The sequence below is a fragment of the Comamonas sp. Z1 genome, from assembly GCF_008121555.1.
Lineage (GTDB): Bacteria > Pseudomonadota > Gammaproteobacteria > Burkholderiales > Burkholderiaceae_C > Comamonas > Comamonas thiooxydans.
On record NZ_VOQT01000009.1, the window covers coordinates 146383 to 172435 of the forward strand.

Annotated in this window: 24 protein-coding genes, 2 pseudogenes and 2 riboswitches; of the genes and pseudogenes, 9 read left to right on the plus strand and 17 right to left on the minus strand. The window is 59.5% G+C overall.

Annotation, left to right across the window (positions count from 1 at the left end; all coding sequences use genetic code 11):
- Window positions 1-7 precede the first annotated feature (7 nt).
- The 5 genes from FSY45_RS17000 to FSY45_RS17020 form a co-directional block, all read right to left on the minus strand.
- Entirely contained in the window at window positions 8-1381 is a 1374-nt protein-coding gene (locus FSY45_RS17000; protein ID WP_046462210.1) for a sulfate adenylyltransferase subunit 1, read from the minus strand.
- 161 nt (window positions 1382-1542) lie between these two features.
- Window positions 1543-2475, minus strand: a complete 933-nt coding sequence (cysD, locus tag FSY45_RS17005; RefSeq protein ID WP_003069699.1) for a sulfate adenylyltransferase subunit CysD — start codon at window positions 2473-2475, stop codon at window positions 1543-1545.
- 188 nt (window positions 2476-2663) lie between these two features.
- On the minus strand, window positions 2664-3311 hold the full coding sequence (locus tag FSY45_RS17010) for a phosphoadenosine phosphosulfate reductase family protein (protein WP_046462209.1): 648 nt from the start codon (window positions 3309-3311) through the stop codon (window positions 2664-2666).
- On the minus strand, window positions 3308-3694 hold the full coding sequence (locus FSY45_RS17015) for a DUF934 domain-containing protein (RefSeq protein ID WP_003080160.1): 387 nt from the start codon (window positions 3692-3694) through the stop codon (window positions 3308-3310). Before FSY45_RS17015 ends, FSY45_RS17010 begins: the two co-directional genes overlap by 4 nt.
- 24 nt (window positions 3695-3718) lie before the next feature.
- Window positions 3719-5503, minus strand: a complete 1785-nt coding sequence (locus FSY45_RS17020) for a nitrite/sulfite reductase (protein ID WP_012839091.1) — start codon at window positions 5501-5503, stop codon at window positions 3719-3721.
- A 284-nt stretch (window positions 5504-5787) separates the two neighbouring features.
- On the opposite strand from FSY45_RS17020, the gene FSY45_RS17025 reads away from it, so the two are divergent.
- Window positions 5788-7107, plus strand: coding sequence for a hemolysin family protein (locus FSY45_RS17025; RefSeq protein WP_003069691.1), 1320 nt, complete (start codon window positions 5788-5790; stop codon window positions 7105-7107).
- 80 nt (window positions 7108-7187) lie between these two features.
- On the opposite strand, the gene mnmC is transcribed toward FSY45_RS17025, so the two are convergent.
- The gene (gene mnmC, locus FSY45_RS17030) at window positions 7188-9134 is read right to left on the minus strand and encodes an FAD-dependent 5-carboxymethylaminomethyl-2-thiouridine(34) oxidoreductase MnmC (RefSeq protein WP_080944536.1); all 1947 of its coding nucleotides are present in this window, start codon (window positions 9132-9134) and stop codon (window positions 7188-7190) included.
- Between the two features lie 165 nt (window positions 9135-9299).
- A complete protein-coding gene (locus FSY45_RS17035) occupies window positions 9300-9965 on the minus strand; it encodes a trimeric intracellular cation channel family protein (RefSeq protein ID WP_003069687.1) in 666 nt (221 codons plus the stop codon).
- Between the two features lie 52 nt (window positions 9966-10017).
- Window positions 10018-10137: riboswitch (glycine riboswitch) on the minus strand.
- A gap of 13 nt (window positions 10138-10150) precedes the next feature.
- Window positions 10151-10243, minus strand: a riboswitch (glycine riboswitch).
- A 243-nt stretch (window positions 10244-10486) separates the two neighbouring features.
- On the opposite strand from FSY45_RS17035, the gene FSY45_RS28275 reads away from it, so the two are divergent.
- From FSY45_RS28275 to FSY45_RS17055, 5 genes are all read left to right on the plus strand, one after another.
- On the plus strand, window positions 10487-10615 hold the full coding sequence (locus FSY45_RS28275; RefSeq protein WP_255443341.1) for a hypothetical protein: 129 nt from the start codon (window positions 10487-10489) through the stop codon (window positions 10613-10615).
- A gap of 157 nt (window positions 10616-10772) precedes the next feature.
- Window positions 10773-11807, plus strand: a complete 1035-nt coding sequence (locus FSY45_RS17040; RefSeq protein WP_080944535.1) for a fimbrial protein — start codon at window positions 10773-10775, stop codon at window positions 11805-11807.
- Window positions 11808-12156: 349 nt separating this feature from the next.
- Window positions 12157-12861, plus strand: a complete 705-nt coding sequence (locus FSY45_RS17045) for a hypothetical protein (RefSeq protein ID WP_131667135.1) — start codon at window positions 12157-12159, stop codon at window positions 12859-12861.
- Between the two features lie 379 nt (window positions 12862-13240).
- The gene (locus FSY45_RS17050; protein WP_003066680.1) at window positions 13241-13864 is read left to right on the plus strand and encodes a sugar O-acetyltransferase; all 624 of its coding nucleotides are present in this window, start codon (window positions 13241-13243) and stop codon (window positions 13862-13864) included.
- Between the two features lie 408 nt (window positions 13865-14272).
- A complete protein-coding gene (locus FSY45_RS17055) occupies window positions 14273-14998 on the plus strand; it encodes an FAD-dependent oxidoreductase (protein ID WP_046462207.1) in 726 nt (241 codons plus the stop codon).
- Between the two features lie 81 nt (window positions 14999-15079).
- Here the strand turns inward: FSY45_RS17055 and FSY45_RS17060 are convergent, their stop codons facing one another.
- From FSY45_RS17060 to FSY45_RS17080, 5 genes and pseudogenes are all read right to left on the minus strand, one after another.
- Entirely contained in the window at window positions 15080-15520 is a 441-nt protein-coding gene (locus tag FSY45_RS17060) for a CopD family copper resistance protein (protein ID WP_003066676.1), read from the minus strand.
- A complete protein-coding gene (locus tag FSY45_RS17065; RefSeq protein WP_046462206.1) occupies window positions 15517-15978 on the minus strand; it encodes an Rrf2 family transcriptional regulator in 462 nt (153 codons plus the stop codon). The genes FSY45_RS17060 and FSY45_RS17065 overlap by 4 nt, the downstream gene beginning before the upstream one ends.
- Before the next feature lie 13 nt (window positions 15979-15991).
- Window positions 15992-17257, minus strand: a complete 1266-nt coding sequence (locus FSY45_RS17070; protein ID WP_046462205.1) for an NnrS family protein — start codon at window positions 17255-17257, stop codon at window positions 15992-15994.
- Window positions 17250-17654: a group III truncated hemoglobin gene (locus FSY45_RS17075; protein ID WP_003066669.1), complete on the minus strand. Its 405-nt coding sequence runs from the start codon at window positions 17652-17654 to the stop codon at window positions 17250-17252. The genes FSY45_RS17070 and FSY45_RS17075 overlap by 8 nt, the downstream gene beginning before the upstream one ends.
- Before the next feature lie 136 nt (window positions 17655-17790).
- Window positions 17791-18027: pseudogene (locus FSY45_RS17080) on the minus strand (IS5/IS1182 family transposase); the annotation flags it as partial.
- A gap of 772 nt (window positions 18028-18799) precedes the next feature.
- Here FSY45_RS17080 and FSY45_RS17085 point away from each other — a divergent pair.
- On the plus strand, window positions 18800-19666 hold the full coding sequence (locus FSY45_RS17085) for a hypothetical protein (protein WP_034362322.1): 867 nt from the start codon (window positions 18800-18802) through the stop codon (window positions 19664-19666).
- A gap of 32 nt (window positions 19667-19698) precedes the next feature.
- On the opposite strand, the pseudogene FSY45_RS17090 reads toward FSY45_RS17085, so the two are convergent.
- A pseudogene (locus tag FSY45_RS17090) lies at window positions 19699-19866 on the minus strand (integrase core domain-containing protein); the annotation flags it as partial.
- 156 nt (window positions 19867-20022) lie between these two features.
- Window positions 20023-20556, minus strand: a complete 534-nt coding sequence (locus FSY45_RS17095) for a DUF2938 domain-containing protein (protein WP_223305730.1) — start codon at window positions 20554-20556, stop codon at window positions 20023-20025.
- Between the two features lie 38 nt (window positions 20557-20594).
- Here FSY45_RS17095 and FSY45_RS17100 point away from each other — a divergent pair, with 38 nt between their 5' ends.
- Window positions 20595-21023 carry a helix-turn-helix domain-containing protein gene (locus tag FSY45_RS17100; protein ID WP_046462204.1) on the plus strand — a complete coding sequence of 143 codons (429 nt, stop codon included), beginning with the start codon at window positions 20595-20597 and terminating at the stop codon, window positions 21021-21023.
- Window positions 21024-21124: 101 nt separating this feature from the next.
- Here FSY45_RS17100 and FSY45_RS17105 read toward each other — a convergent pair whose 3' ends face one another.
- Entirely contained in the window at window positions 21125-22450 is a 1326-nt protein-coding gene (locus FSY45_RS17105; RefSeq protein ID WP_080944533.1) for an MFS transporter, read from the minus strand.
- Window positions 22451-22476: 26 nt separating this feature from the next.
- Here FSY45_RS17105 and FSY45_RS17110 point away from each other — a divergent pair, with 26 nt between their 5' ends.
- Window positions 22477-23250 (plus strand): helix-turn-helix transcriptional regulator, encoded by a 774-nt coding sequence (locus FSY45_RS17110; RefSeq protein ID WP_046462203.1) that lies wholly within the window; start codon window positions 22477-22479, stop codon window positions 23248-23250.
- A 311-nt stretch (window positions 23251-23561) separates the two neighbouring features.
- Here FSY45_RS17110 and FSY45_RS17115 read toward each other — a convergent pair whose 3' ends face one another.
- Window positions 23562-24314 (minus strand): GntR family transcriptional regulator, encoded by a 753-nt coding sequence (locus FSY45_RS17115; RefSeq protein ID WP_046462202.1) that lies wholly within the window; start codon window positions 24312-24314, stop codon window positions 23562-23564.
- Window positions 24315-24318: 4 nt separating this feature from the next.
- A complete protein-coding gene (locus FSY45_RS17120; RefSeq protein ID WP_148748123.1) occupies window positions 24319-26022 on the minus strand; it encodes a sigma-54-dependent Fis family transcriptional regulator in 1704 nt (567 codons plus the stop codon).
- Window positions 26023-26053: the final 31 nt, after the last annotated feature.

The window sequence follows — 26053 nt, forward strand, 5'->3', positions numbered from 1 at the left end:
ATTGGCTTCAGTTCACCAGCGCAGCACCGGCTGTCGCATTGCTGGCAGTGTCCACCAGAATCAGCGAGCCCAGCTGGCGAGCTTGGGTAAAGGGGGCGGCCGGGATGGCTTCCTGCAGCACCAGCTCCACCTGGCCGATGGCATTGGCCTCGAGCTGCTGGGCGTCTTCCTTGTCCAGTGTATTGATATTGAGGCGGTGCACCAAGCGGCGCGCCTTGGCCTTGACCCAGCGATGGCCATGCAGCGCCCAGTAAACGCGACCGGGCACCAGGGGTTCGGTGTCCATCCAGGCCACGGTGGCGGTGATCTCGCGGCTGCTGGGCCATGGGCTTGCGGCAGCAGGGGCATCAAAGTCGTCCTCGGCCACTTCGGCTTGCACGGGGGCGGCAATGATCCAGTCGCCGCGCGAGACATCGACCTCGCGGTCCAGCGTGATGCCGGCGGACAGGCCGGCAGCCACTTCCTTGGGCACGCGGGCATGGTCTATGACCTGGGCCACGGTCGCGAGCTGGCCGCTGGGCAGAATCTGCACCTGGGCACCGACTTGGGCCACCCCTGTGGCGACACGGCCCCAGAACACGCGGCGGCCCTGGCTGGTGTCGGACGAAGAAGAGAACTTCTCCACCCACTGCACGGGGAAGGCCAGCGCCAGATCGCTGTCGGTCGGCGTGTTGGGCAGTTGTTCCAGCAGTTGCAGCAGGCTGGGGCCGTGGTAGCCGGCCCAGCCGTCAGTGCTGTTGACCACGTTGTAGCCCTTGAGCGCGGACACGGGCACGGTGGCCGTGATCTTGATGTCTGCGGAGGCAGTGAACTTCTGCAGCGCCGCGCTGATATGGGAAAAGGCCAGGGCCGGGTCTTCCACGGCATCGAGCTTGTTGACGGCAAACACCAGCGAATTCACGCGCAGCAGATGGGCCAGCAGGCTGTGGCGGCGGGTCTGGGGCAGCAGCTCCAGATCGGCATTCTTCCAGTCCAGCTTGGTGGCATCGACCAGCACCACGGCGGCATCGGCGCTCGATGCGGCCGTCACCATATTGCGTGTGTACTGCTCGTGACCGGGAGCATCGCCGATGATGAACTTGCGCGACTCGGTGGCGAAGTAGCGGTAGGCCACATCGATCGTGATGCCCTGTTCGCGCTCGGCGGCCAGGCCGTCGGTCAGCAGGGCCAGATCCGTCTCGCCGGACTTGGTGACGCCGGCCAGCTGATCCTGCAGCACGGCGCGGGTGTCCACCAGCAGACGACCGATCAGCGTGCTCTTGCCGTCATCGACCGAGCCGCAGGTGATAAAGCGCAGTGCGCTGCTGTTATGTGCATCAAATTGGCCTGAAGCGCTTGATGGGTTTGCGCTAGCAGCTACGGAATTAATAGTTTCAGTCATCGCATTCTTTCTTCGATCAAGCCTGGGCGTGATCCTTGAACAGGCATGGCCCAACCCCGGACACCGCGCAAGGGCCGTCCCGCCGCGCTGGTGTCGTCCCCCTCCCGAAGGCGAAGCCTGATGAGAGAGGGGGAAGGCGCGATAGCGCCACAGGGGGAGCGTTAGAAGTAACCGTCTTTCTTGCGCTTTTCCATGGACGCTTCGCTGGTCTTGTCGTCCATGCGCGTCGCGCCACGTTCGCTGACCTCGGCGGCCAGGGTTTCGATCACGATGTCTTCGGCCGTTGCTGCCGTGCTTTCCACGGGGCAGGTGCAGGTGATGTCGCCCACGGTACGGAAACGCACATCGCGCTGCACGACTTCCTCGCCCTCACGCGGCGGGGTCAGTTCGGTCACGGGCACCAGTAGGCCCTTGCGCTCCACGACATCGCGCTTGTGGGTGTAGTAGATCGATGGCAGGGCTATGTTTTCACGGGCGATGTACTGCCACACATCCAGCTCGGTCCAGTTGCTGATGGGGAAGACGCGGAAATGCTCGCCTTGTGCAATGCGGGTGTTGAACAGCGTCCACAGCTCGGGGCGCTGGGCCTTGGGCTGCCACTGGCCGAAGCTGTCGCGGTGGCTGAAGATACGCTCCTTGGCGCGGGCCTTTTCCTCGTCGCGGCGCGCGCCGCCGATCAGGGCATCGAAGCGGAACTCGTCAATCGCCTCCAGCAGCGTCACCGACTGGTGCACATTGCGCGATTCGCCGGGATGTGCCAGACGCACGGTGCCGCGCGCCATGGAGTCTTCCACGCTGCGCACGATCAGCTCGGCGCCCAGTTCCTTGGCTCGCTGGTCGCGGAAATCGGTCACTTCGGGGAAGTTGTGGCCGGTGTCGATCATCAGCAAGGGATAGGGAATGCGGCCAGCGCCAAAGGCCTTTTCGGCGCAGCGCAGCATGACCAGCGAATCCTTGCCGCCCGAAAACAGCAGGGTGGGGCGTTCAAAAGTCGCGGCCACTTCGCGCAGGATGAAAATGGTTTCTTCTTCCAGTGCATCCAGGTGGCGGTTGCTGAGATGGCTCAACACGGAAGTATCCACACGAGCGTTCATTTTTTATCCAATCAAATAATGCTGTAGCGCTTATGGATATTTGGCTAGCAGCTATCTTTTTATTAAGCAAGACCTAAAAGCTGGCGCAACCTGAACAAGAGGCAGCGAGCAAGGGCCGCCCCGCCGCGATGCTGTCGTCCCCCTTCCGCACAGCGAGAAAGGGGGAAGCCGCAAAGCGGCTCAGGGGGTCAGTGAGATATATGAAGTCCGCATTCGCGGTTGTCTTCACCCTTGGTCGGGTCCACATAGTCAAAGTTGTTGGGCAGGCCGTGCTTTTCGCAGTACTCGTACAGGTCCTTGGACGACCAGTGCAGCAGAGGCGCAACCTTGATCAGACCGTCGGGATTGATGCTCACGGGCTCCATCTGTGCTCGCACGGCGGTGTCGGTGGCGCGCAGGGCGGTGAACCAGACCTTGGGTGCGGTTTCGCGCAGGGCGCGGGCAAAAGGCTCCAGCTTCACTTCTTCGGTGAAGGCCGCATGGCGCGGATCGTCCAGCGCCGGCGTGGCGCCTTCCACGGCCTCGCGGTGGGCGCGTGAGCGCAGCGGCAGGTAGATCTTGAGGTTGAGCCCAAGCTGCTTGGTCACCGCATCGGCAAATTGATAGGTGGCTTCGGTGTTGTAGCCGTTGTCCATCCAGACCACGGGCACGTCGGGGTTGGCGCGCGTCACCATGTGCAGGATCACCGCCTCGAAGGGGCGGAAGTTGGTCGTGACTATGGTGGGCTGACCCAGGCCCACGGCCCAGTTCACCAGCGCCTGGGCGTCGCGGCCCAGTTCGGCATTGATTGGTGCCAGATCCAGGTCGAGGGTGCTTACGGGGGCGAGCTGGCTCATGCTTGCACCTCTACGAAATGGGGCTGTGTGTGCACGGCATCGGCCTGGTAGAAACCGCCAAAGCGCTCGAACTGGCGCTGGGCATCGGCGGCGTCCACGCCTTCGCGCAGCACGGCGCTGCTGAAGCCCGTGCGCTCCATTTGAACCAGCTGGTCGATCAGCACATCGCCGGTGGCACGGATGTCGCCCGCAAACTTCAGACGGCGGCGCAGCAGATAGGCCTGGCTGAAGGCGCGGCCGTCGGTGAAGTTAGGAAAATGCAGATCCACCTGCGTGATGCCGTCCAGATTCACCTCAAGGGCGTTCACATCGTTGGCCAGCACCAGCACATTGCCGGTGCTCTCGCTGGGGGCCTGGTATTCGTTGCTTGCCAGAATTTTCATGACTCTATCCTTGTTCTTATGGCTTCAGGCCAGCGCTTCTTCTTCGGCTTCCACAGGGTGGCGGGCTGCCTTGCCGGCTTCCTTGAAGGGGTCCAGGCCGATGCGGCGCACGGCGTCGATGAAGTGCTCGCCGGGCTGGCGCAGGTCGCGATAGGTGCTGAGCACGGCTTCGATCACATCGGGCACCTCGGCTGCGCTGAACGAGGGGCCGATGACCTTGCCGGCCACGGCCTGGCCGGACAGGGTCGAGCCGTCGGAGCCGCCCAGCGTGACCTGATACCACTCCTTGCCGTCTTTATCTACGCCCAGAATGCCGATATGGCCGCTGTGGTGGTGGCCGCAGCTGTTGATGCAACCGCTGATATGCAGATCGATCTCGCCGATGTCGTCCAGCTCGTCCAGATCCTGGTAGCGGGCCGTGATGGCGTCGGCAATCGGCAGGCTGCGGGCATTGGCCAGCGCGCAGAAGTCGCCGCCGGGGCAGGCGATCATGTCGGTGAGCAGCGCCACATTGGTGCTGGCCAGACCCAGGGCCTTGGCCTCGGTCCACAGCGCATGCAGCTGGCCGACCTGTACCCAGGGAAGCATCACGTTCTGGTCGTGCGTCACGCGGGCTTCGCCGGCAGAGAACTTGTCCACCAGATGAGCCAGTGCGTCGAGCTGTTCGCTTTGTGCATCGCCGGGGGCCTGGCCCACACGCTTGAAGGACAGGGTCACGGCGCGCAGACCGGCCACGCGGTGGGCGTGGACGTTGCGGGCAATCCAGCGTGCAAAGGCGGGTTCCTTGGCAGTCTGGGCAATCAGGGCCTGCTCATCGCCTGCGACATCGGCCACCACGGGCAGAGCGGGCGTGGTGAACATGGCAGACACGCGATCGAACTCGGCCTGGGGCACGGTGTGAGGGCCGCCGTCCACTTCGACGATCTGGCGGAATTCCTCTTCCACGGCATCGATATAGGCCTGGCCTTCGGCCTTGACCAGAATCTTGATACGGGCCTTGTACTTGTTGTCGCGGCGGCCCAGCTCGTTGTAGACGCGGACGATGGCCTCGATGTAATTCATGATCTGGTTCCAGGGCAGGAACTCGCGGATCACGGTGCCGATCACGGGCGTGCGGCCCATGCCGCCGCCCACGAAGACCTTGAAGCCGATCTCGCCGGCTTCGTTCTTGACCATGTGCAGGCCCACGTCATGCCAGCCCGTGGCGGCGCGGTCTTCGCTGGCGCCGGTGATGGCGATCTTGAACTTGCGTGGCAGAAACGCGAACTCGGGGTGCAGCGTGGTCCACTGACGCAGAATTTCTGCGTAGGGACGGGGGTCGATGATCTCGTCGGGTGCGATACCGGCCAGCGCATCGGTGGTGGTGTTGCGGATGCAGTTGCCGCTGGTCTGGATGCCGTGCAGGTTCACGGATGCCAGCAGATCCATCACGTCGGCGGACTTGCTCAGCGGAATCCAGTTGAACTGCACATTGGTGCGGGTGGTGAAGTGGGCGCAGTTCTTGGGCAGATAGGTCGTGCCCAGCTTGCCCTGGCCTTCCAGGGCCTGTTTGAAGACTTCGGCCTCGGGCTCGTCGTACTCGCGGGCCACTTTGGCCAGCACGCGGATCTGGGCCGAGTTGATTTCGCCGTAGGGCACGGCCACGCGCAGCATGGGGGCATAGCGCTGCACATACCAGCCGTTTTGCAGGCGCAGCGGGCGGAAGTCGTCTTCCGTGAGCTTGCCTGCCTGCCAGCGTTGGAGCTGGTCACGGAACTGGTCGGCGCGTTGCTTGACGAACGCTTTGTCGAAATCGGTGTATTGATACATGTCTTCAGTTCTTCCGTGGAGCGGATGCCTTGCCTCGGGTGGCATTGCACTTGGATCGTTGGACTGAACTGTAGAGAGGCTTTATATAAAAACAAACGATTATTTAGTGCTTCATATATATCTGAATGAATATGTGAAGAGCTGCCAGAACGCTCTTACGGAGCTCCTGAACCAATTTCCTTTCTGCGCGCTTGCATTTTGTGAGCGCCCCTGTGCCGGGCATTCTCTAGAATCAAGGCTTGTTCAATGATTGAGGCGCCTGGATTGAAAGCGGGTGCCTGACTATGGAAATAGCCATACTTTTCGCTCTCATCTGTCTGAACGGCGTCTTCGCCATGTCGGAAATTGCGCTGGTCACCGCCCGCAAGACCCGCATGCAGAAACTGGTGGATGAGGGCGACAGCGGCGCGGCAGCTGCTATCAAATTGGGAGAGGATCCGACGCGTTTCCTCTCCACCATCCAGATCGGTATCACCTCCATCGGCGTGCTCAACGGCATCGTCGGCGAGGCGGCTCTGGCCGGCCCGCTGGAGAACTGGCTGATCACCCTGGGCATGACCCAGAAATACGCCGACTACCTCTCCACCGGCCTGGTGGTGGTGCTGATCACCTACTTCTCCATCGTCGTGGGCGAGCTGGTTCCCAAGCGCCTGGGTCAGACCCATCCCGAGGCCCTGGCGCGCCTGATCTCGCGTCCCATCAACTTCCTGGCCCTGGCCACCAAACCCTTTGTCTGGTTGCTGTCGGCATCGACGCGCGGCCTGCTCAAGGTCCTGGGCGTCAAGGAAAGCAATGGCAGCGTGGTGACCGAAGAGGAAATCCAGGCCATTTTGGTGGAAGGCCACACAGCCGGCGTGATCGAGTCGCAGGAGCACACCATGGTGCGCAATGTGTTCCGTCTGGACGATCGCCAGATCGGCTCGCTGATGGTGCCGCGCAGCGATGTCATCTGCCTCGATATCGACGAGAGCCTGGAAGAGACTCTGGCCCGTGTCGAACAGGCCGACCATGCGCGCTTCCCCGTCGTGCGCGGCGATATGAACAATATCGTGGGCGTGCTCAATGCCCGCCAGTGGCTGACGCAGGCCTTGCTCAACAAGGGCAGGCAGGCGCTCAAGGACCAGCCTCTGCAGGCTGCCCTCTATGTGCCCGAGACCATTACCGGCATGGAGTTGCTGGACAACTTCCGCACCTCCGATCTGCATATGGCCTTTGTGATCGACGAGTACGGCGAGGTGCAGGGCATTGTCACGCTGCAGGACCTGATCGAGGCGATTACCGGCGAATTCCAGCCGCGTGATCCCGAAACCAGCTGGGCCGTGCAGCGCGAAGACGGCAGCTGGCTGCTGGACGGCCATATTCCCGTGCCCGAACTCAAGGACCGCCTGAGCCTGCATACCGTGCCCGAGGAAGAGCGCGGCCGCTATCACACCTTGAGCGGCATGATCATGCTGCTGCTGGGCCGCGTGCCCACCGAGGCCGACGTGGTGGAGTGGGAAGACTGGCGCTTTGAAGTCGTGGACATGGACGGCAAGACGCTGGACAAGGTGCTGGCGACCAGACTGGAGCCCCTGGTCACCGTGGCATCGTTAAGCAGCGAATAAACCCGGCTTCAGAATCAGGGCCGAAACGGCACGCAGCACTTACTTCTCCGTAAGCGCTGCGTGCTTTTTTTGCGAGTGGCCTACCTGGGCTGCTGCAGAGAGCGGCTCCACAGGCGCTGCGTACCCAGGGCCTGAGCCAGCCTGGCATCGAGCGGCAGCGGCTCGCCATGCAGGCGTGCCGCCAGCAGCTCGCCGCAAAGCATGGACAGCGTCAGCCCGCGTGAGCCCAGCCCCGTCAGCACCCACAGGCCCGGTAGATCGGCTGCCGACTGCCCGGCAGGGCCTGCCAGCGGCAGACGGTCATAGGCCGCGCAACGCAGGCGCGCCCAGGTGGCAGGGCGCTGCTCAGCATCGAAGAAAGAGCGCAGCGCCTGCCTGCAGCCCGGCAGCAAAGCGGCCAGCTTTTCGCCATTGCTGGCATGGGCGGCCTGCTGGTCGGCAGCCGTGGGCGGCAGCTCGGTCACATCGCGCTCGAAGGTCGATCCCATGATCCACTGGTGCGCGCCGGCCCGGTCGGCCGAGGGGAAGTCCGGCACCAGATTGCCATGACCGTTGACGGGGAAGGGCGGCATGGCCGCCAGCGTCCCTGCATCATGCTCGGCCACGCTGACCTGGCCGCGTATGGCTTGCAGCTCCCATTGTCCTGCTGCCAGGCCGCTGGCTTGCAACAAGGGCTTGGTGTCCGGGCCAAGGGCCAGCACCAGCATGGGGGCTTCGGCCAGGGTCTGGCCCTGCGCATCCAGCACCTGCCAGATATTGCGCACTTCATCGCGCACCAGGCTCGAAGCTCGGGCATGGCCCTGCCAATGAATCCCGGGGGCTTGCAGCAGCGCGCGCACCAGTTGTGCGGGGCGTACCCAGCCAGCCTGCTCATGCCATACGGCGTGGCTGTCTGCAGGCAGCTGTGCCGCAGCCAGCTGAGCCGGCAGCGCAGGCGCACTCCAGTGCAGGCCCCAGGGGCTGTTCTCGCTGCCGGGTTGCAGCCATGACCTGGGCAGATGGGAGGGCTCGTTCAGGTCATGCTCCAGCACGCCGCCATGGGCCCAGTCCTGGGCTGGATACAACTTTTGCGCTTGGCTCAGTTGCTGCAGATTTTGTAGCGTTGTGCGTACGCCGCTTCTGGACAGGCGCGATAGAACACTGTCATCGGGCGAAATATGCGGGCAAAACAAGCCGGCTGGCAGGCCTGATGCTCCTGCCGCAGGCTCGGCCGCAGCATCCAGGACCGTCACTTCCCAGCCGCGTCTTGCCAGGCTGGCGGCAGCGGCGGCACCAGCCAGGCCTGCACCCAGCACCAGGCAGCGGCCGGCCTGGCCCACGGGCGCAGGCAGGCCGTCAGGGCGATGGCGTGGCTCCCAGGCCGGGTTGTAGGCTGCGTGCAGGTTATGGCGCTTGGGCGGCACGCCAGCGTGCTTCTTGACTTCAAAACCCTGAGCCTTGAGCGCCAGGCGCACATGGCCGGCCACGCACCAGGTGGCAAGCTGCGTGCCCCGGCGGCAATGGCGGGCAATGTTCTTCATGGCATCTTCATCCCACATCTCGGGGTTGAGCTGGGGGGAGAAGCCATCCAGATACACGCTGTCCGCCGTCATCTGCTGCTTGCGCAGCATGGTCCTGGCATCGCCTATATAGAGCGTCAGCAGCACCTGGCCGTCATCAAAGGAAAGGCGATGCACGCCCGGCAGCAGTCCCCACCATTGCTCGGCCAGTTGTTCGCCAAGCGCGCGCAGTACCTCATCGGCCGGCAAAAACGCGAGCAGATCCTCGCGCGAGACAGGGTAGGCCTCCACCGAGACAAAATGCAGAATGCGCGGGCGTCTGGGATCGGCCTTCCATGCCGCCCAGGTGACCAGGAAATTCAGGCCGAAGCCAAAGCCGGTCTCCAGAATGCGCCACTGCGCTGCATCGGCCCAGGCTGCTGGCAGGTTGCAGCCACCGAGAAAAACCTGGCTGGCCTGGTCGAGGCCGCCGAACTCGCTGTGATAGCGATCGCCGAATCTGGAGCTATAGGGGGTGCCATCCGGCATCCATGTGATCGGTTCAGACATGGAAAGTGAAACTACATGGGTAATGCATGGCGCAGTCTAGGTCAGAGCAGCCAGGCAAGGGCCGCCCCGCAGCGATGACTGCGTCCCCCCTCCTGCGTAGCAAGAGAGGGGAAAGGCGCGCAGCGCCACAGGGGGAGCTCGATCTTATTCCCAGCGCTGCTGGTACGAAAAAACCGGCAGGCGCCATTTGAAACGAATGGCGGCCAGACGGAAGGCCAGACCGCCGGCAAAACACACGATGGTGCTGATATTGGGGCTGACATCCAGATAGCGCAGGCCCAGGAACATCAGGCATACCGACAGCGACACGCTGGCATACAGCTCGCGGCGGAACACCACGGGGACCTGGTTGCAGAGCACATCGCGCAAGATGCCGCCGCTGATGCCGGTAATCATGCCGGCCATGATGATGACGATGGTGGGGTAGCCCAGCTCCAGCGCGGTATTGCAGCCGATCAGCGAAAAGGCGATCAGACCCATGGCGTCCAGCAGCAGAAACACCTGCTTGAGCCTGTGCATATGGCGTGCAATCACGGTGGTCAGCAGACCGAAGCTGATGACCAGATACACATACTCAGGGTGCTGGGTCCAGCCGATGGGGTAGTGGCCCAGCACCATGTCGCGGATGGTGCCGCCTCCCAGGGCAGTGACAAAGGCGATGACGACGACGCCGAAGATATCCATATTGCGCCGGCCTGCGGCGAGTGCGCCGGACATGGCTTCGGCGGTAATGGCCACCAGATAGATGACCAGCATGACGGTGAAGTTGGAGGCCTGGAACGAGTCCAGCAAAGAGACGGAAGGAAGCATGAAGGCACTTGAAAATAGACCAGCCACTCACATCGGCGGGAGTGTCCGGCTTGCCTCTCCCGCTGTCCTTTTACCTGAGAGTTGCGCATGAGCACCTTCGCGGTGGACATGCTTGCCCCTTCGGTGAGCCCTGCAGACTTGTGGTTGCGGGCTGCTCTCCAGTTGGCGATATCCGGGTCTTGTCAGACCCACCTGCGGTACTTATTGCCTGAGCGATTATGGGAGTTTGCGCCTTCGGCGGGAACCCTCTAAAGGCTCCGCTCTCCCGCGGGATGGGCGCGATTTTAGCCAGTTTCAGCGACTTTATTCGGGTTAATACCTGTATTGGTGTGCTTCTGCGGCCGCCGGCGCAGGGTGCGCAAGGCCGGTCCGACCCCGCCATGGCTCGCGCAAGCCCGCGTTTTCGTCTGTGAAGCCGCCCGCCATAACACGCGGTGCTCTCGAAGGCTCGCTCATTCTTCAGGCGTTGACAGACTGCTTAGGGACGACACGAACCTGTCGCGGCATGCAGAAACGGCCCTTTGAACCGTTACGTGGCGGTCATGCAATTCGAACAGCTTGTGTGGAGCGTAAAACAGCTGTTAAAGACAGGCGGCGTGCAGCAACTGGTGTTGGCGATTGCTGCCGCTTCGGCATGGGGCTGTGAGTGACTCAGGTCAGCCTGAGGCCGACCTGATTGCAAGCCTGAGTGGGGGGAAGTTCAAACCTCGGTGAGAGCCGGCTCACGCCAAACTTTTGAGAAAAATCCTAGAAATCGCCATATGAACCGCAAATACCATCCTCAGAAAAGATATTTGTGGAATTTCAATGGCAAATCAACGATTTCGAAAACGCAAATTGATGCCAGTCATTTTGCGATTCTTGTGCACCTCGTTTCTTGTGGCTGCACCCATGGCTGCACAGGCTCAAGACATCTGTTCTATCAGGCTGGACGACGACCGAGTTGTTCCAACAGTTGACTTGAAGGTTCAGCCGTGGGAGACCGGGGATTTTGATCCATCGGTCCCAGAGGGAACAGTTATTAGTTTGAAGTACACTCAGGCCTCGGGCATTGGTGGGTATATTCAGTGCAAAAAGAAAATGGGTACAACGCTTTACACCGTTTCGACCAGTAGCCAGTCGGACGGTTATGGTACTTTCAAGACTTCCATCGCTGGCGTGGGTATCAGAATCAGAGGGGGCATAAATGCCGAGAATTGGTGGCCTCAATCGCGATATGACGAGCGCACCAACTATTTTCTCGCGCCAGCTCAAGAGTTTGTCGTGGAATTGGTAAAAACGGGGCCCATCACGGCAGGGGGATATATTAGTGGACTGATTGGTGAGTCCAGATATGTTGACCTGCAACATACCTATAGAAGAATCTATATGGAAGGACGCGGAATCGTGGTTGAGCCTAGAGTGCCGACATGCAAGCTCAATACCCCACTGGTTCCGGTATCTCTCGATAGCATCAGTGCTTCCGACCTGATGGATAACGGAAAAGGGCCGTGGAAGGATTTCAGCCTGAGCCTTGCATGCGCTGGGGGTGATACCGGAACAAGTACCAGAATGTTTGTTGTATTTTCGGATGCGCAGAACCCGGCGAATCGATCAACGACTCTGTCCCTTTCTGAGGATTCGGTGGCCAAAAACGTAGGTATCGAGATTCAACGAGAAAATGAAGAGCTCGTGAGCTTCGGGCCCGAATCGGGGGAGGTCAATCAGTGGATGGTTGGCGAATTTGGCAATGAGCCGGTGAATATCAAACTGAAGGCCCGTTATACCTGGACGTCGCTCGTACAGAAGCCGACGCCCGGCAGCGCGAATGCCGATGCCACCTTTGTCATCAGCTACAAATAAAGTGTGGCTGGCACGGCCCAGCAAACCGAAGGTTTGCGGTTGAGACGAGGTGCTGTCCCCCGCAGGAAAGCCACTTTTCTCTAATGAGAGAGACCAGGTGGCGGGATACAGGCTCCCCGCAACTTTCTCTTGGAAGAGAGCAGGTTTGCGCATCCGCCCTTCCATTTATTCAGAGCCAAGGCGGCCAGGGCCTTAAGTGCCGCAAGTCTGCGCTGCACCAAAACGGTGTGTATGCCGTTTGGCACTTGCCTGCAGATGCCAGAGTAAAAATCGCAGCGGACAAGCTTAGATTGAATTTCGGAATCCACTCGGTCTGTCCGAGCGGAATGAGTGTCCGGCAGCGGAGAAAATGAAAAATACGTCCAACGTTGTCAGAGTTTGCAGAGTATTCGACTTCGACGAAAGTCCTTCTGAAATCTACGCAAAGCTATGCAAGAGCTTGTCTTTGCTTCCCGCACCTTGGGGGCTGGCAGATGTGGATATCATCACATTTGAAGACCGATCGGATTGGCCTGTCAATGAAGTGAGCTATCGACTTCACGAGGAGGTCAGTCGCCTTGAAATTGGACTTCTGAGCCGGAGGTATCGGCGACATTCAGAGGTGGCTCCATGCCTTGAAGACTACATGACTGTCGAATTTAATTCTGCAAAAAATGGAGCCGACCTGAAGTATGTCTTCGACCAGGTGATCCCCCTCTATATACGCAGCTTTGGTGCATTCTTCGCTGCGGTGGAGGACATGGATGTGTTGGCCGAAGAGGAAGATGAATTCTGGAAATCCAGCGATGAAGAACGTATGCATGCCCGGGCTCAAGCCGGTCCACGCAGACAAGAGTGCCTTCACATCAGGCAGGTGAACTACTGGGCCAGAGAACAGTGCAACAACTACTTCGGACTTGCGCCAGAGCAGGTGGTAGGCATACTCGGCGACCACGTCGCCCGTGCGGATGTGCTGGAGGAGGGCGCCTATATTGTTGTCTCGTACGACCCGCTGACCTCGGAGCAGGCGCAGGCAATCACTCCTGCATTGATGCCTTTGCTGAAGACGCGGTGAACTACTTGAAAGGGGCATTGTCTTCGCTGCGATGCAGGGAGCTTGGGGCGGGTATCGCACGCGATTCATCCAAACCTGCGGTGCATTTTCTACCGTGGTTGCCCACTTTCCCCTGGGTACCTATCGCGGTATGGCAGCAAGGTCGTGTACGAGTCGAATTGCCCTATCTTCCCGATACAGATGCTGTGCAAATACTCCGACTTGGCAGCCACCAATTCGCGCGACTAATACAAGCGGATGCCTCACTTGAGAGGTAGATCCGGACAAATTGCCGCATTGAGTGAGTGGCTCTGAGACGGTCGCTTGTGGCCAGGAGTTGCCGTAGGAGTGTCAGCGATGCGCTATGGTTATCGCCTTCCTAAAAAACTAGTCGCACCCAATGTCAAAGCTCGAAACGCAACTTGCTCATATTTGTTCTGGGCAAATGTATAACGACCTCTCGCCTGAATTGGTGGCGGCGAGGCAGAGTGCGGTGCTGCTGACCAATGAGTACAACAACTCCTTCTCGAAACCAGCTAGTGAGCGGGAGGCGATCCTCAGGTCTCTGCTAGGGCATCTAGGTCGAAACGTACACTTCGAACCGACCTTCCGTTGTGAGTTCGGGCGGAATATCCACATTGGCGACAATTTCTATGCCAACTTCGATTGCATCATGCTTGATGGCGGTGGCATATACATCGGTGACGATGTGCTCCTTGCGCCGCGAGTCGGTATCTATACGTCTAATCACGCAATTGACCCCATGGAGCGCGCCGCAGGTGGATGCTTCGCAAAGCCCGTAAAGATTGGCAATCGAGTCTGGGTTGGAGCAGGTGTGCACATCAATCCCGGGGTAGCGATTGGAGATGGTTCGATCATTGGCTCCGGCAGTGTTGTGACATCAGATATTCCGTCAGGTGTCATCGCTGCCGGAGTCCCATGCAAAGTCATCCGACTGATTTCCGAACAGGACAAAACTGGATTTAAGCCTCAATTCATGTCGAATGGCTTGTCTAACTTATAGATTCAGTAGTTCGATGAAACCCTCGGAACGACTGCACTGGGTCGGCAGCATCAGTTCGCAGTTCACGAGAGCTGTCGTTCAATTGTCTTGTGCACTGCGCCCAGCCAGTTTTCGGTTTGAGGCGCACAGCGGAAGTCTGGCCAGGTAGCAGGTCAACGTCTGGTATCTGAGGTAGCGGTCGCAGACTTGCCGCATCTCTGCGTCTGTAACCAGCCTAGACCCCCCATTCGCGGCCTCGTGCTGAACGGGGCTGCTTCTGGCCGAACGCTGCCATAACAGGCTGAGGTGGTCGACTCAATGAGAACGCCCAATTCGACCCGTTTCTCACGGTGGGTATCGATTGACGGGAATATTTGCTCCATTGGACACATCCAATGTGTAGATCCATTGATTGCGAAGGAGTGAATCATGGGCATAGAGCACAGCAAAATCCTCGAACGCGAGGAGGTTGCACAGGGTACGATGGCATTCCATCTCGCCAAACCGGCGGGGTTTGATTTCCGCCCTGGACAGGCGTTTGAAATCCAGCTGCCGGGCGCGGTCCCTGGGGAGAGCAAAGAGGAGCGATGTCACGCATTCTCCATCGTCAGCGCGCCGCACGAGAGTGAATTAGTGTTTGCCACGCGGATGAGGGACAGTGTTTACAAACGCGCTTTGGCAGCTCTGCCCGTAGGTGCTGAGTTGGATATCGATGGCCCATTTGGTTCGCTTACCTTGCACAAAAACACAGCGCGAGCGGGTGTGCTCATCGCCGGTGGGATTGGCGTGACGCCGTTCATGAGCATGCTGAGAAATGCTGCAATGCAGCAGTCACAGCAGGATTTGCTTCTGCTGTATTCCAATCGTCGTCCAGAAGATTCGGCGTTTCTCTCTGAGCTTCAAGCTCTCGAAAAGAAGAATCCCAAATTCCGGCTCAAGGCCACCATGACGGATATGGCGCACTCTGCCGTGGATTGGAGTGGTGATACACAAACGATCGATAGAGCGTGGCTCCAGCAGGCCATTGTGGGCTTGGCTGATCCGATCTTTTATGTTGCTGGTCCACCTTCCATGGTTGCGGCAATGCAGCAGTTGCTGTTATCAGCCGGTATTGATGAGGACGATGTGCGTAGTGAGGAGTTCTTTGGATATTGAATTGGCAGACTCACCCTGATCAAGGGGAAAGTCTGCCATGACGCATTTGGATGCAGCCGCTTGGCATACCTCGCATGGCTCTTACCAGTGCAGATAGAACATGGCCTTGGCCAGCAAGACAATGACCAGCACATGGCAGAACACGCTCAGGTGCAATCGGTGCGAGCGTCGTCCATTAAGTTGTCCTTGGCGGCGCCACCACATGGCGCTGGCGAAGTGCGCAAGCACGCTAAGCGCCAGCGCAATCTTGAGCACCATCAGCATGCCTGTGCTGCTGGCCAATGGGTGCGCCAGTACCGAGCGGTGCTGCCAGGCCAAGCCTGCTCCCGCAGAATACAGCACTAGCAACACCCAGGGCATGACGGCGGTGGCGCGTGTCCCCAGCGCCTGCTCCACGGGGAGCATGTGCTGCTGCGGCACTCGGCTGTGCACGTTGGCCAGCAGCACGACTTCGAAGAACACTGTGCCTGCAAACGCCACGGCGGCCAGCAGGTGTAGTGTGATCAGCAGGCCATAGCTCATGTCTGGGCCTTCTCTCTTGACAGTCGTATGGCAGGAATCAACGGCACTGCGCTGACAGAGGTTGGTGGTATCAGGTCTGCAAGAGTGAAGCCATCCAGATGCGCCATGAAGCTGTGCAAAGCTCCTTGCAACATGCCAGCGAGGCGGCAGTCGCCGGTCAGCGTGCACCGGTTGTCGTTGCCAAAGCATTCCACCAGCGTGAAGTCGGACTCTAGTCCCCGTATCACTGTACCGATATGGATCTGCTTAGGTTCACGGGCGAGGCGCATGCCGCCTCCCTTGCCACGTACCGTCTCTATCCAACCCTGCAGGGCCAGTTGATGCGTCACTTTCATCAGATTTGCCTCGGAAATGCTATAAGCCTGCGCAACCTCCGAAATCGTGCACAGGCGATCTGGCCGCTGGGCCACATGCATGAGCAGCCGCAGCGCATAGTCGGTCATCAGGGTTAGACGCATTGAGTGATCTCGTTCAAACAGATTTTCTGGACTTGCGGACGACATGTCCTGAGGGCTGAGCCGCTGAGAGTCCAGCAGGTGGCAGGCGCGGCCGAATCAGCAAGGGCACAAATCGCCAAAGGTACAAAGCAAAGGCCAGCACCCATGCAAGCGCCGATGCATGCAGCGCGGCTTGAGGGAGCCCTGCAGGCAGAAGTGCCAGCAGGCGCAGCAAAGCGGCGGCGAGCACCAGCACATACATGACCACGATGCTCCCATCGGCGCGCAATGGTCGCCCCAGATGGCCCAAAGCCGTACGTGTCACCATGCCGATTATCAGCACCGCAAAGCCGGCCACGCCGATCACATGGACCGGCCAGGCCAGGCGCAGTACCCAGCTGCTCGCCTGGAGCGCTGCCACCAGCAGGCCCGTGCCCAAGGCCGCATGACCCAGATACAGAATCCACAGCAACGGCACCTGACGCACAGCCCAGGGTTTCCAGGCCAACACCTGCCATAGGGTGATGAGTCCCGTGACAGCCAATGCGGTCACCATACCCGGCACCCAGCCCAGCAACAGGCAGACAATGCCAAGCCCGCCAGCCCAGAGTTGCCACTGCCCGCTGGCCATATGCATGGGAATCTGCAGATCCGTCACCGCCCGCATAGCGAAGAATGGAATAACGCGCCGCGCCACCAGTAGTGCAATCACAGCCATGCACAGCAGCCCTGCATAGAGGTAGTGCATCAGCGTTGCGTAGTCGCTGCCTTGCCATACCGAGAGCAGAAAGAGTGCATCGGCCACGCCCAGGCCTGACACCAGCAGCGGCAGGCCGTAATTGCGTCGGCTGCGTGCTGCATAGATCACCCGGCCCAGCACTATGGCAGCGGCGGCGAAAAACAGCAGTTCACACACTACGGCAAAAGCAAAAGCTGTATCACCCACCACCAGAAAACCAACGCGCGCCAGCAGCCACAGTACGCACAACCCGCCCAGCGCCCGGCCCTGAATAGGGTTGCTTCCAGTCCAGTTACTAGCCGCCGTGAGCAGAAAGCCCACGGCAATCGTCGCCACAAAGGCCCACAACATCTCGTGCGCATGCCACAGCACGCCGCCCAAACGCCCCGCAAGCCACTGTGGCGCGAACACCCACAGCGCGACCGACACCGCCGCCCACAGACAACCGGCCATGTACAAGGGCCTGAAGCCAAGCTCCAGTAAGGCTTTCCACTGGGGCGCAGGAGGCTTGGGTTGGGGCGCAGACCTCATCGGCTCCTCGATCTGCAGCAGCTCAGACATGGCTCACCACCGCCGGTAGTGCCTTGGGATCACGGCTCATCTGGTAGCCCGACCACAGGCTCTGTGCAATACGGCGCGCCGCCTGCCACGCTTGATCGGCCATGGCGCGGTTGGGTTGCTCGGCCAGTGTGATCTCGAACAGGCCCAGCCAGCGCTCAAACAGCTCTTGGCTTAGACCTGGTAGCGCAGCATGTTTGGGCATAGGGGCCCCTGAAAAGCGTGCTGTGCGTCGCAAAATGGCCGACCAGAAATCCACCAGCTTGGTCAGATGATGGTCCCAGTCCGCTATACGTGCATCGAAGATGGGGCCAAGCACCTCGTCCTGGCGTATTCGCGCATAGAAGGAGTGCACCAAGCTGACGACCTCCTCTTCAGTGCAAAGCTCATGAATCCTCATCGCACAATTCCTTTCGCTGTCGTTGCTGCACATAAGATTCATCAATTATGTATCTTATAACTGGGCATGTCTCTAGGCGCATGGTGTTGTTGCAAAAATCAGCGCCGGGCCAGACTGCCCCTGACCCCGGGCGTGGCTATGCCAAAGCCACTGTTTGCGGGCAGCCCAGCTCAGTGAACCGATTGAAAAGAGCGGCCCGGATATGAAGCTCTTTGGCCTGCCGCTCGAGCGAACGTGACATCACCTGTTCACCGAGTCGCTTGATGCAGTGGCTCTTGGTCTACACCAGGCTGCATCGGTGATACCCACTCTGGCTCTTGCATCGTTTGCGCCCGAAGCGCCTGCAGGCGGCGATAGTCGCATTGCGGTAAGCGCCTGTTTCCTTCCCTTCTGGCATAAGTACCCAAAGGTCGGTTAATTAGTACTTTGCGACTGAAGAAGGCTCTTTTGGAAGCGGTTTGATTGCGTTTGAATTCAGCTTCCCCTGTAGGTCAGCTGGTGAGCTTGAAGTATTGAGGGGCGGTCGGCTTGGAAAAATCTCTGACCGACTGCTCTTGGCCGGGAGCGTGGGGTCTACATGAGTCCCCGGAGCAGGCACTCGATGTGAACGGCAAGTCATCCAGTGACTGTTATTGGTGCATGAGTGAATTGGAACTCTTGGCCAAAAGCGGACTGTGAAGTGAAGGACAAGTGGCCACTAAAGCACCGTTCATATCATCCGACTGGCAACCGCACGATGACAATTTTCTCGATGCGCTCATTTTTGTAAACGACCCATATCGTAGGCAACACACGTAACGCTTCATGTTGAGGGCTCACCCACGTTACCCAGGCTGGCACATCAACTCTGGCAATCAACTCATTGACTGGTAGCTGCCGCAAAGCAATGAGCGCGCCAACAAGGGCCGAGGGCTGTGAGCTCGATATGTGCATTGGCTCATGGAACGCATTTCGTTTCATTTAGCCACTGTTAGCCAAATTTCATGCACTAAAGTCGCCCGTTTAGCTAATTATCGAGAGTCAACTGAGGGTCGGTCTGAGCTGGTGCTACCAGCTGGAACCAGTCACATCCTACCCTTGCCATGCCTCGATTCATATTGATCCAAGTGAAAAAACTCATTGAACCCTTCATTGGGGGATACCGCATGAAAGCGTTTATCCCATTCTGCATTGCCTCCCTGTGCTCCGTAGTATCTGCTCAGACCAACGTACCCTCGGGCCGCATAGTCCCGACTCCCATCTACGGTGTCACCGTGGATGATGTGAGTAGGCTTGGCGACATCACGCGCAGCCTGTCGTCTCTGGCCTACCGGCCTACCACGCGTATCGTCTTCGATGAGTTCGTGAACCCGGACTATTACCGCAAGCCAGCAGTGGAAATCTCCAAGGTTTCCTATGTGATGGGTGAGATATTGGACTCGTACTACGTCAAGCAGTACAGCGTGGATGCATACATCCAACGGACTAATCAATACCTCAATGCGTTGTCGGATGTAGTGGATATCTGGGAAGTAGCCAACGAGGTAAACGGCGAATGGCTGGGGGCCAATGCCGATGTGGTGGCGAAGATGACCAATGCCTACAACATCGTGAAGGCACAGAACAAGACGGCCGCGATCACGCTCTACTACAACCAGGGCTGCTGGTCTCAATCCTCCAATGAAATGTTCAAGTGGGCCGAGACCAATGTCCCTGCCTACATGAAGCAGGGTCTGGATTACGTCTGGATTTCCTACTATGAGGATGACTGCAATGGACTCAAGCCCAACTGGCAGCAGGTGTTCGACAAGCTGCGCGTGATGTTCCCCAATTCCAAGATCGGGTTCGGGGAGGTGGGTACCTCACGCAAAACCAAGAAGGCCGAGTACCTGACCCGCTATTACACGATGAAGATCACTACCCCGAATTACGTGGGCGGTCACTTCTGGTGGTACTTCAGGCAGGACATGGTGCCCGTCACCAAGGAGCTGTGGACTACCTTGAATACGGCGATCAAGGCGGCGCCCCGGTAGGTCAGTGAAGTCTCCTCGTTTTCCTGCGCCACCTAAAAGCAGAGGTTGGGGAAACGTTTGACACGATACGCGACCGGAGGAATCCGGCCTGGCGATTCATGTGGGCGAGGGTGGTTGTAGCGATGCAGCCAGCCCTCGGTCATCGAGCGCACTTCCTGCAACGATTCAAAGACATAGTAGTCGAGCACCTCCGTTCTGCAGGTTCGATTGAAATGGGTGAGTCGGCAACATTGATCATCTGTACCAAATGCTCGCTATCAGTGCACCGACAGCTTCGATCAAGGATTGACTGAGGATGATCATCCCTGGCTACCGAGGTCGCTCCCTGGCAGGCGCCTTTCGGCCGGGAGCAGTCGTTAAAGTGCCGTGAAGGCTCTGGCGCAAAGGTATAAGCTGGCTCCAAAAACCAGATGCGTCGCCAGACTCACTACGCGACTGAGCCATGGACGAGGTGTTTTCGCGCTTGCGAATCCAGCCCCTAGCGCTGGTTGCAAGACGGTCCACGGGAAAAGCACTGTCGCCGCACCAAAAATCAGCGCTGGAGCCAAGGCGGGCACTTCTATCCACTGGCGCCCTGTAACGAGCACAAACACCTGCGCGAAAGCAATTCCTGTCAGATAGTGCAGCGTCCAGCCAACGACATTTTCGCCGCCCATTGGTTGAGCCTCTTTGATTGACTTGTGAAACCAGATACCACTGCGCCAGTGAAGGCACCAGCGCCCAAGCATTGCGTAGTTCAAGGTGGCTATTCCCATGCGACGGAGCACGGCAGACCACAAGTCCATCAGTAATGTTGCGCCAACGCCGAGACCAAAAATCAGCATCCAACCGTTTGTAAGCTTAGTCATTTTTTCGTATTGCTTCTGGTGATTTACAGTGATGTGAAACACTGTAAAAGCTCAAGTGCACTTGAGCGCAAGGCGTGAATATGGACATCACAGAAGTAGCAAAACGAACAGGACTATCTGCACCAACACTTCGTTTCTATGAAGAGAAGGGGTTGATCCGCTCTATCGGAAGACATGGGCAGCGGCGACTGTTTGATGCTCAAGTTCTAGAGCACTTATCGGTCATCGCTCTTGGACGGGCTGCTGGGTTCTCACTCGACGAGATTAGAGCAATGTTGCCTCTTGATGGGAACATTCAGGTACCTAGAGAAATGATGCTCGCCAAGGCCGATCTAGTAGAGAGATCCATCAAGCAATTAAAGGCTGTGCGTGACGGCTTACGACATGCGGCCAACTGCCCCGAGAAGAACCATCTCGATTGCCCAACGTTTCAACGGCTAATGCATGCAGCCTTGGCTGGGAAAATTCAGCCACTTACAGTTGCAGCCAGTAAGGCCAAGTCAACTTGAATACATGCTTTGGGCCGAACAGCGACAGCCGCAACCGGCCGCAACCTGCCATTCGGCACTTTTGAGGGAAGCGGACATAGGCGTATAGCGATGTAGCAGTTTTAGAGCTTCTTTCGCTGAGTTTCTGGAAGAAACGCTGTGGCGAAGCCAAGGAGCGGCAGAAATGAGGTCACGCCATAGACCCACACAATGCCGTGTACATCTGCCAACTCACCCAGTCCGGCTGCGCCAATTCCGCCGACGCCGAACATCAGCCCAAACATCAGCCCAGATACCAGTCCCACGCGACCGGGGACGGCCTCCTGTGCGTAGACCACCAGAGCGGCAAAGGCAGATGACATTACCAAGCCTATGACAATGGCGAGGATGGCTGTCCCGGCAAGACCGACATAAGGCAGCGCAAGAGCGAACGGGGCGACGCCAAGAAACGAAATCCAGATGACAGCCTTGCGGCCAATGCGGTCTCCAACAGGTCCTCCTACGAAGGTTCCTGCGGCCACAGCTGTGAGGAACATGAAGAGAAACAGCTGGCTCGTCTGCACGCTGAGCTGAAAGCGCTCGATCAGATAGAACGTGAAGTAGTTGGTGAATGATGCGATGTAGACGAACTTCGCAAACATCAGCACACAGATAACGGAAATCGCACGTATCACGCCAGAGCGGTCCAGCCCCTCGCCATGGCCTTTCGACAGGACCTTGGCTTTAGCTGTTCCGTGATGACGTACCCAGATCGTGAGGCGATACAAAACGAAGATCGCAACCAGTGCGACCACCATGAACCATGCTACGGCTGGCTGACCATGCGGGATAACGATGGCCGCAGTCAGCAAGGGGCCGATGGCTGAGCCGGTGTTACCACCTACCTGAAAAGTGGATTGCGCTGTTCCAAACCTGCCACCCGACGCCAGCCTGGCAATCCGCGAGGCCTCTGGGTGAAAAGTAGCAGAGCCGACGCCCACCACCGCTGCCGCAACCAACAGCATCTCGTAGCTGCTGGCCGTAGCCAAGAGCGCGATTCCGATGAAGGTCATCCCCATGCCCGAAGGAAGCAGGTATGGCTTGGGGTGCTTGTCTGTGTACAGGCCGATCCAGGGCTGGAGCAGCGAAGCCGTGACTTGATAGATCAGTGCGATGATTCCGATCTGCCCAAAGCTCAAGGAGAAGCTCTGTTTGAGCATGGGAAAGATCGAAGGCAGCATGGCCTGGATCATGTCGTTGAGAAGGTGGGCAAAGGCAGCGCCCACGACGATAGGGAGAAGGAATCCCTGTGGCTTGGCGTCGGGCACCGCGATGCAAGGTGCTTCCGATGTAGAGAGAGTGGCAGTTCTGACGGTCATGGAAATACAGAGGCAAGTGCGTTGGACCTGAGCCGTTGAACGGCTGAACTTGGAGATTACGTCCTTGCCGATTGGCTGTCGCACGCTCATCTGCCAATACCTGTAGAGTTTCTGCCATGGCAACGCATCCATCCCATAAACACAAGCAGTACGACAGCCTGGCCTGGCCGGTCGTCGTCATGGAGAGCAGGTGGCCGGTCGGTATGTCCACGGGTTGGCATTCCCACCCCAAAGGCCAGCTTCTCTACGCTACAGAGGGCGTTATGGTGGTGCACACCGACGCGGGGTCTTGGATCGTCCCTCCCAATCGCGCGCTCTGGATAACCACGGGCCTGCGGCATACCGTCACGATGGCCGGTGACGTGCTTATGCGCACGGCGTACATCGATGCCGCGAAGGTAACGACCTTGCCGCATGAGAGCAGCGTCATCAACGTCTCACCCCTGCTGCGCGAACTGCTCGTGGAGGCGGTCCGCATTGCGTTCCACACCGAGCCGAAAGGCCGCGACGCACGGCTTCTGGAATTGCTCATTGATGAGATTCGCGTCTCGACAACCCTTCCGCTTCATCTGCCAATGCCCAAGGATGGGCGGCTTCGCAGCATCTGCGACCAACTTAGCGCAACCCCCTCAGATTCGTCGAATGCCGCGGAATGGGCAGCGTCAATCCATGTGGGAGAGCGAACGTTGCACCGGCTATTTGCCAAGGAGACTGGCATGACGTTCGCTCAGTGGCGTGAGCAGGCTAGGCTGCTTCACGCGCTGCGCGGGATTGCTGCAGGTAACAAGGTCATCGAAGTAGCGCTCGACTGCGGCTACGGCAGTGCCAGCGCGTTTGCTGCGATGTTCCGTCGACATTTCGGGGTCTCGCCCTCCAGCTTCTATCAATAGCAAGGCCAGGCTGCGAAGCCCTCAATTCGGCGCGTCCTTTTAACTGACTGCAATTGATGTGTGCGAACGGCGGCTATGGGGCGTGAGCAGCCCTCGGTGGCTGGCTACTAGCGGTCAAAAGCGGAAGTCAGCTTGATTCATGCAAACCTCTGACGAAAGCTGGCCTACAGAGCTATTCTGGTCAGTGGCCTGGATGGCAGCGGCAATCGAGTGATGGACTGCCATTGGACAGGTAGATATACCCTGTCTATCCTCTGGCACTTTCCCATCCAGCACAGACAGCTATCAAAATGATAAAGCTGTGCTGCAGTTCATACCTCCGCTTCCGGCCGGGTGCCAGGCAACACCAGCTTGCCTTCGCGCATGGCTTGCAGCAGCAGATGGGGGGTGGTGCAAATATGGGCTTCCAGGGCCAGTGCCGCGCGGGCTTCTTGGCCAGCCATGGCGAGCTCGAAGATTTCCTGGTGCTCGGCATGCACATCACGGGTGAGCGCGGGTTGCTCCATGGCATAGCAGCGGTAGCGCTCGCTATGGCGCGCCAGCAGGCGCAGCACCTTCAATGTCCAAGGGGATGCATAGCCGGAGAGCAGGGTCTCGTGAAAGCGCAGGTTCAAGGCCTCCCACTGGCGGCGGTTGTCGCTGGATAGCGGTTGCTCGGCCGCCGAGAGTTCGTCATAGCTGGCCTGCAACTGGGCCCGCCAGGCCGCGTCGCCATGGCGTATGGATTCACGAAGCGCATGGGTTTCGATATGTACCCGCAGGCGGGTGATGTCCTGCAGGTCGTCCATGGCGATGGTGGAGACGCGAAAGCCGCGCTGGCCTTCGGTTGTGACCAGGGCATCACTGACCAGGCGCGTCAACGCCTCCCGCAAGGTGCCTGCGCCGACCTCGTAGGCCTGGCGCAGATGCTCTATGCGCAGCTTGCTGCCAGGCAGCAGGCGGCCTTCGACAATGTCGGTGCGCAGCCGGGCATAGGTTTGCTCGGTCAGGGTGCGCGATGCTTCGCCGCCGCTGGATTCAGTCTCGGGCAGGGCCAGGCATTGCATAAAGGATTTCTTGGCCAAGCGTTTACTCCTCGGTGCCTGTGGTGCGTTCGCGGATGCGTGAGAGCCGGTAGCTGAGTTGGGGGCGGGTCATGCCCAGGGCGCGGGCCGCTGCGGCCAGATTGCCGCTGGCGCGGCGCACGGCTTCTTGCAGCAGCCCGTCTTCCAAGGCATCCAGCGAAAGTCCCTGGTGCTGCATGCTGTCGTACACCCCGGCCGTGTGCAGATCGCCATCTGCGCCGCAGGCCTGGGCCAGATGGCCTTGGTCGTCTATGGTGCTTTGGCCGTTGTCGCTCCACTGGGGGAACAGGCAAGCCACATCGATGGGTTCGCCGGCCGGCGTGAGGATGAGGCCGCGTTCTACTAGGTTCTCCAGCTCGCGCACATTGCCGGGCCAGCTGTGGCCGCGCAGCGCGGTCAGCGCCCGGTCGCTGAAGCCCGGGGCCGGCTTGCCGTGCAAGGCCGAGTATTTCTGCAACAAATGCATGGCCAGCAGCTCGATATCGTCCACGCGCTCGCGCAGCGCGGGGATGCGTATGGGGTAGACATTGAGACGGTAAAGCAGGTCGCGCCGAAAGCGCCCCTGCTCCACGGCTTTTTCCAGGTCCACATTGGTGGCGGCGATCACGCGCACATCGACCTGGGTGCTGCGGTGGCCGCCCAGGCGCTCCACCTCGCCGCTTTGCAGCACGCGCAGCAGCTTGGCTTGGGCGGCCAGGGGCAGCTCGCCCAGCTCGTCCAGCATCAGCGTGCCGCCATGGGCGCGTTCAAAGCGCCCTATGCGCGTGGCCGTGGCGCCGGTGAACGCTCCTTTTTCGGCGCCGAACAGCTCGCTCTCTATCAGGTCGGCGGGCAAGGCCGCGCAGTTCACGGCCACAAAGGGTTTGTCGGCGCGCGGGCTCATGGCATGCAGGGCGCGCGCAAAGCGTTCCTTGCCCACGCCGGTCTCACCCGTGAGCAACACCGTGACCTGGGTGGGAGCAGCCTTGGACAGCAGCTCCAGCGCGGCTTGAAAGGCGCGTGAATGGCCCAGCAAAGGGCCTTGGCTGTCGCAAGGGGCCAGGCCGGTGCGCAAGGCTTCGACCTGGGACTGCAGCTCATCCAGGCGTACCAGCATGGAGTCGGGGTCGTAGTCGCGTGCGATCTGTTCGCCATCGGGCCACTCATGCTGAAACCGGCCCTCTATCAGGCAGTGTGCGTGGCCGCAGGTGGAGCACTGCATTTCCTTGAAAAACACCGGGCGACGGAAGAAAGCGCTGGAGTAACCCGAGGCATAGCCCTGCAGCATCCAGCACGAGGGCTGGTCCTGGGGGCCCCATTCGCGCAAATGGATTTCCGCTTCCCAGCTGTGTTCCCAGCGCACCACGCATTGAAAGTGGCCCGCCTGCTCATCGGCCTCAAAGATTTCCGGTGTGGCGCGCACCGCACCCTCCAGCCGGTGCAACTGGGGGCCTACGGCAAACATCTCGAACAGGCTGGCCGTGGGCCGTATCTGGCGTGCCAGCAGCGCATCGCGCTCACCTGCGGCATAGCCGGCACGCAGCAGCAGGCGCCGCGTGTGATCGGGGCCCATGGTGTTCATCATTTCGCGGCGCAGGGCGTGAAGAGAGGCCAGGTGCAGCAGCAACATGCGCTGGCCCGAGAGCCAGATCAGTCCGTCTTCGGTGGAGAAGCGGACCTGGCTGCGCAAATCGGCATCGGAGGGTAGGGCGGGGGGAGTGTGGGGCATGAGAAAACTATCGATAAAACATCGAATTCTG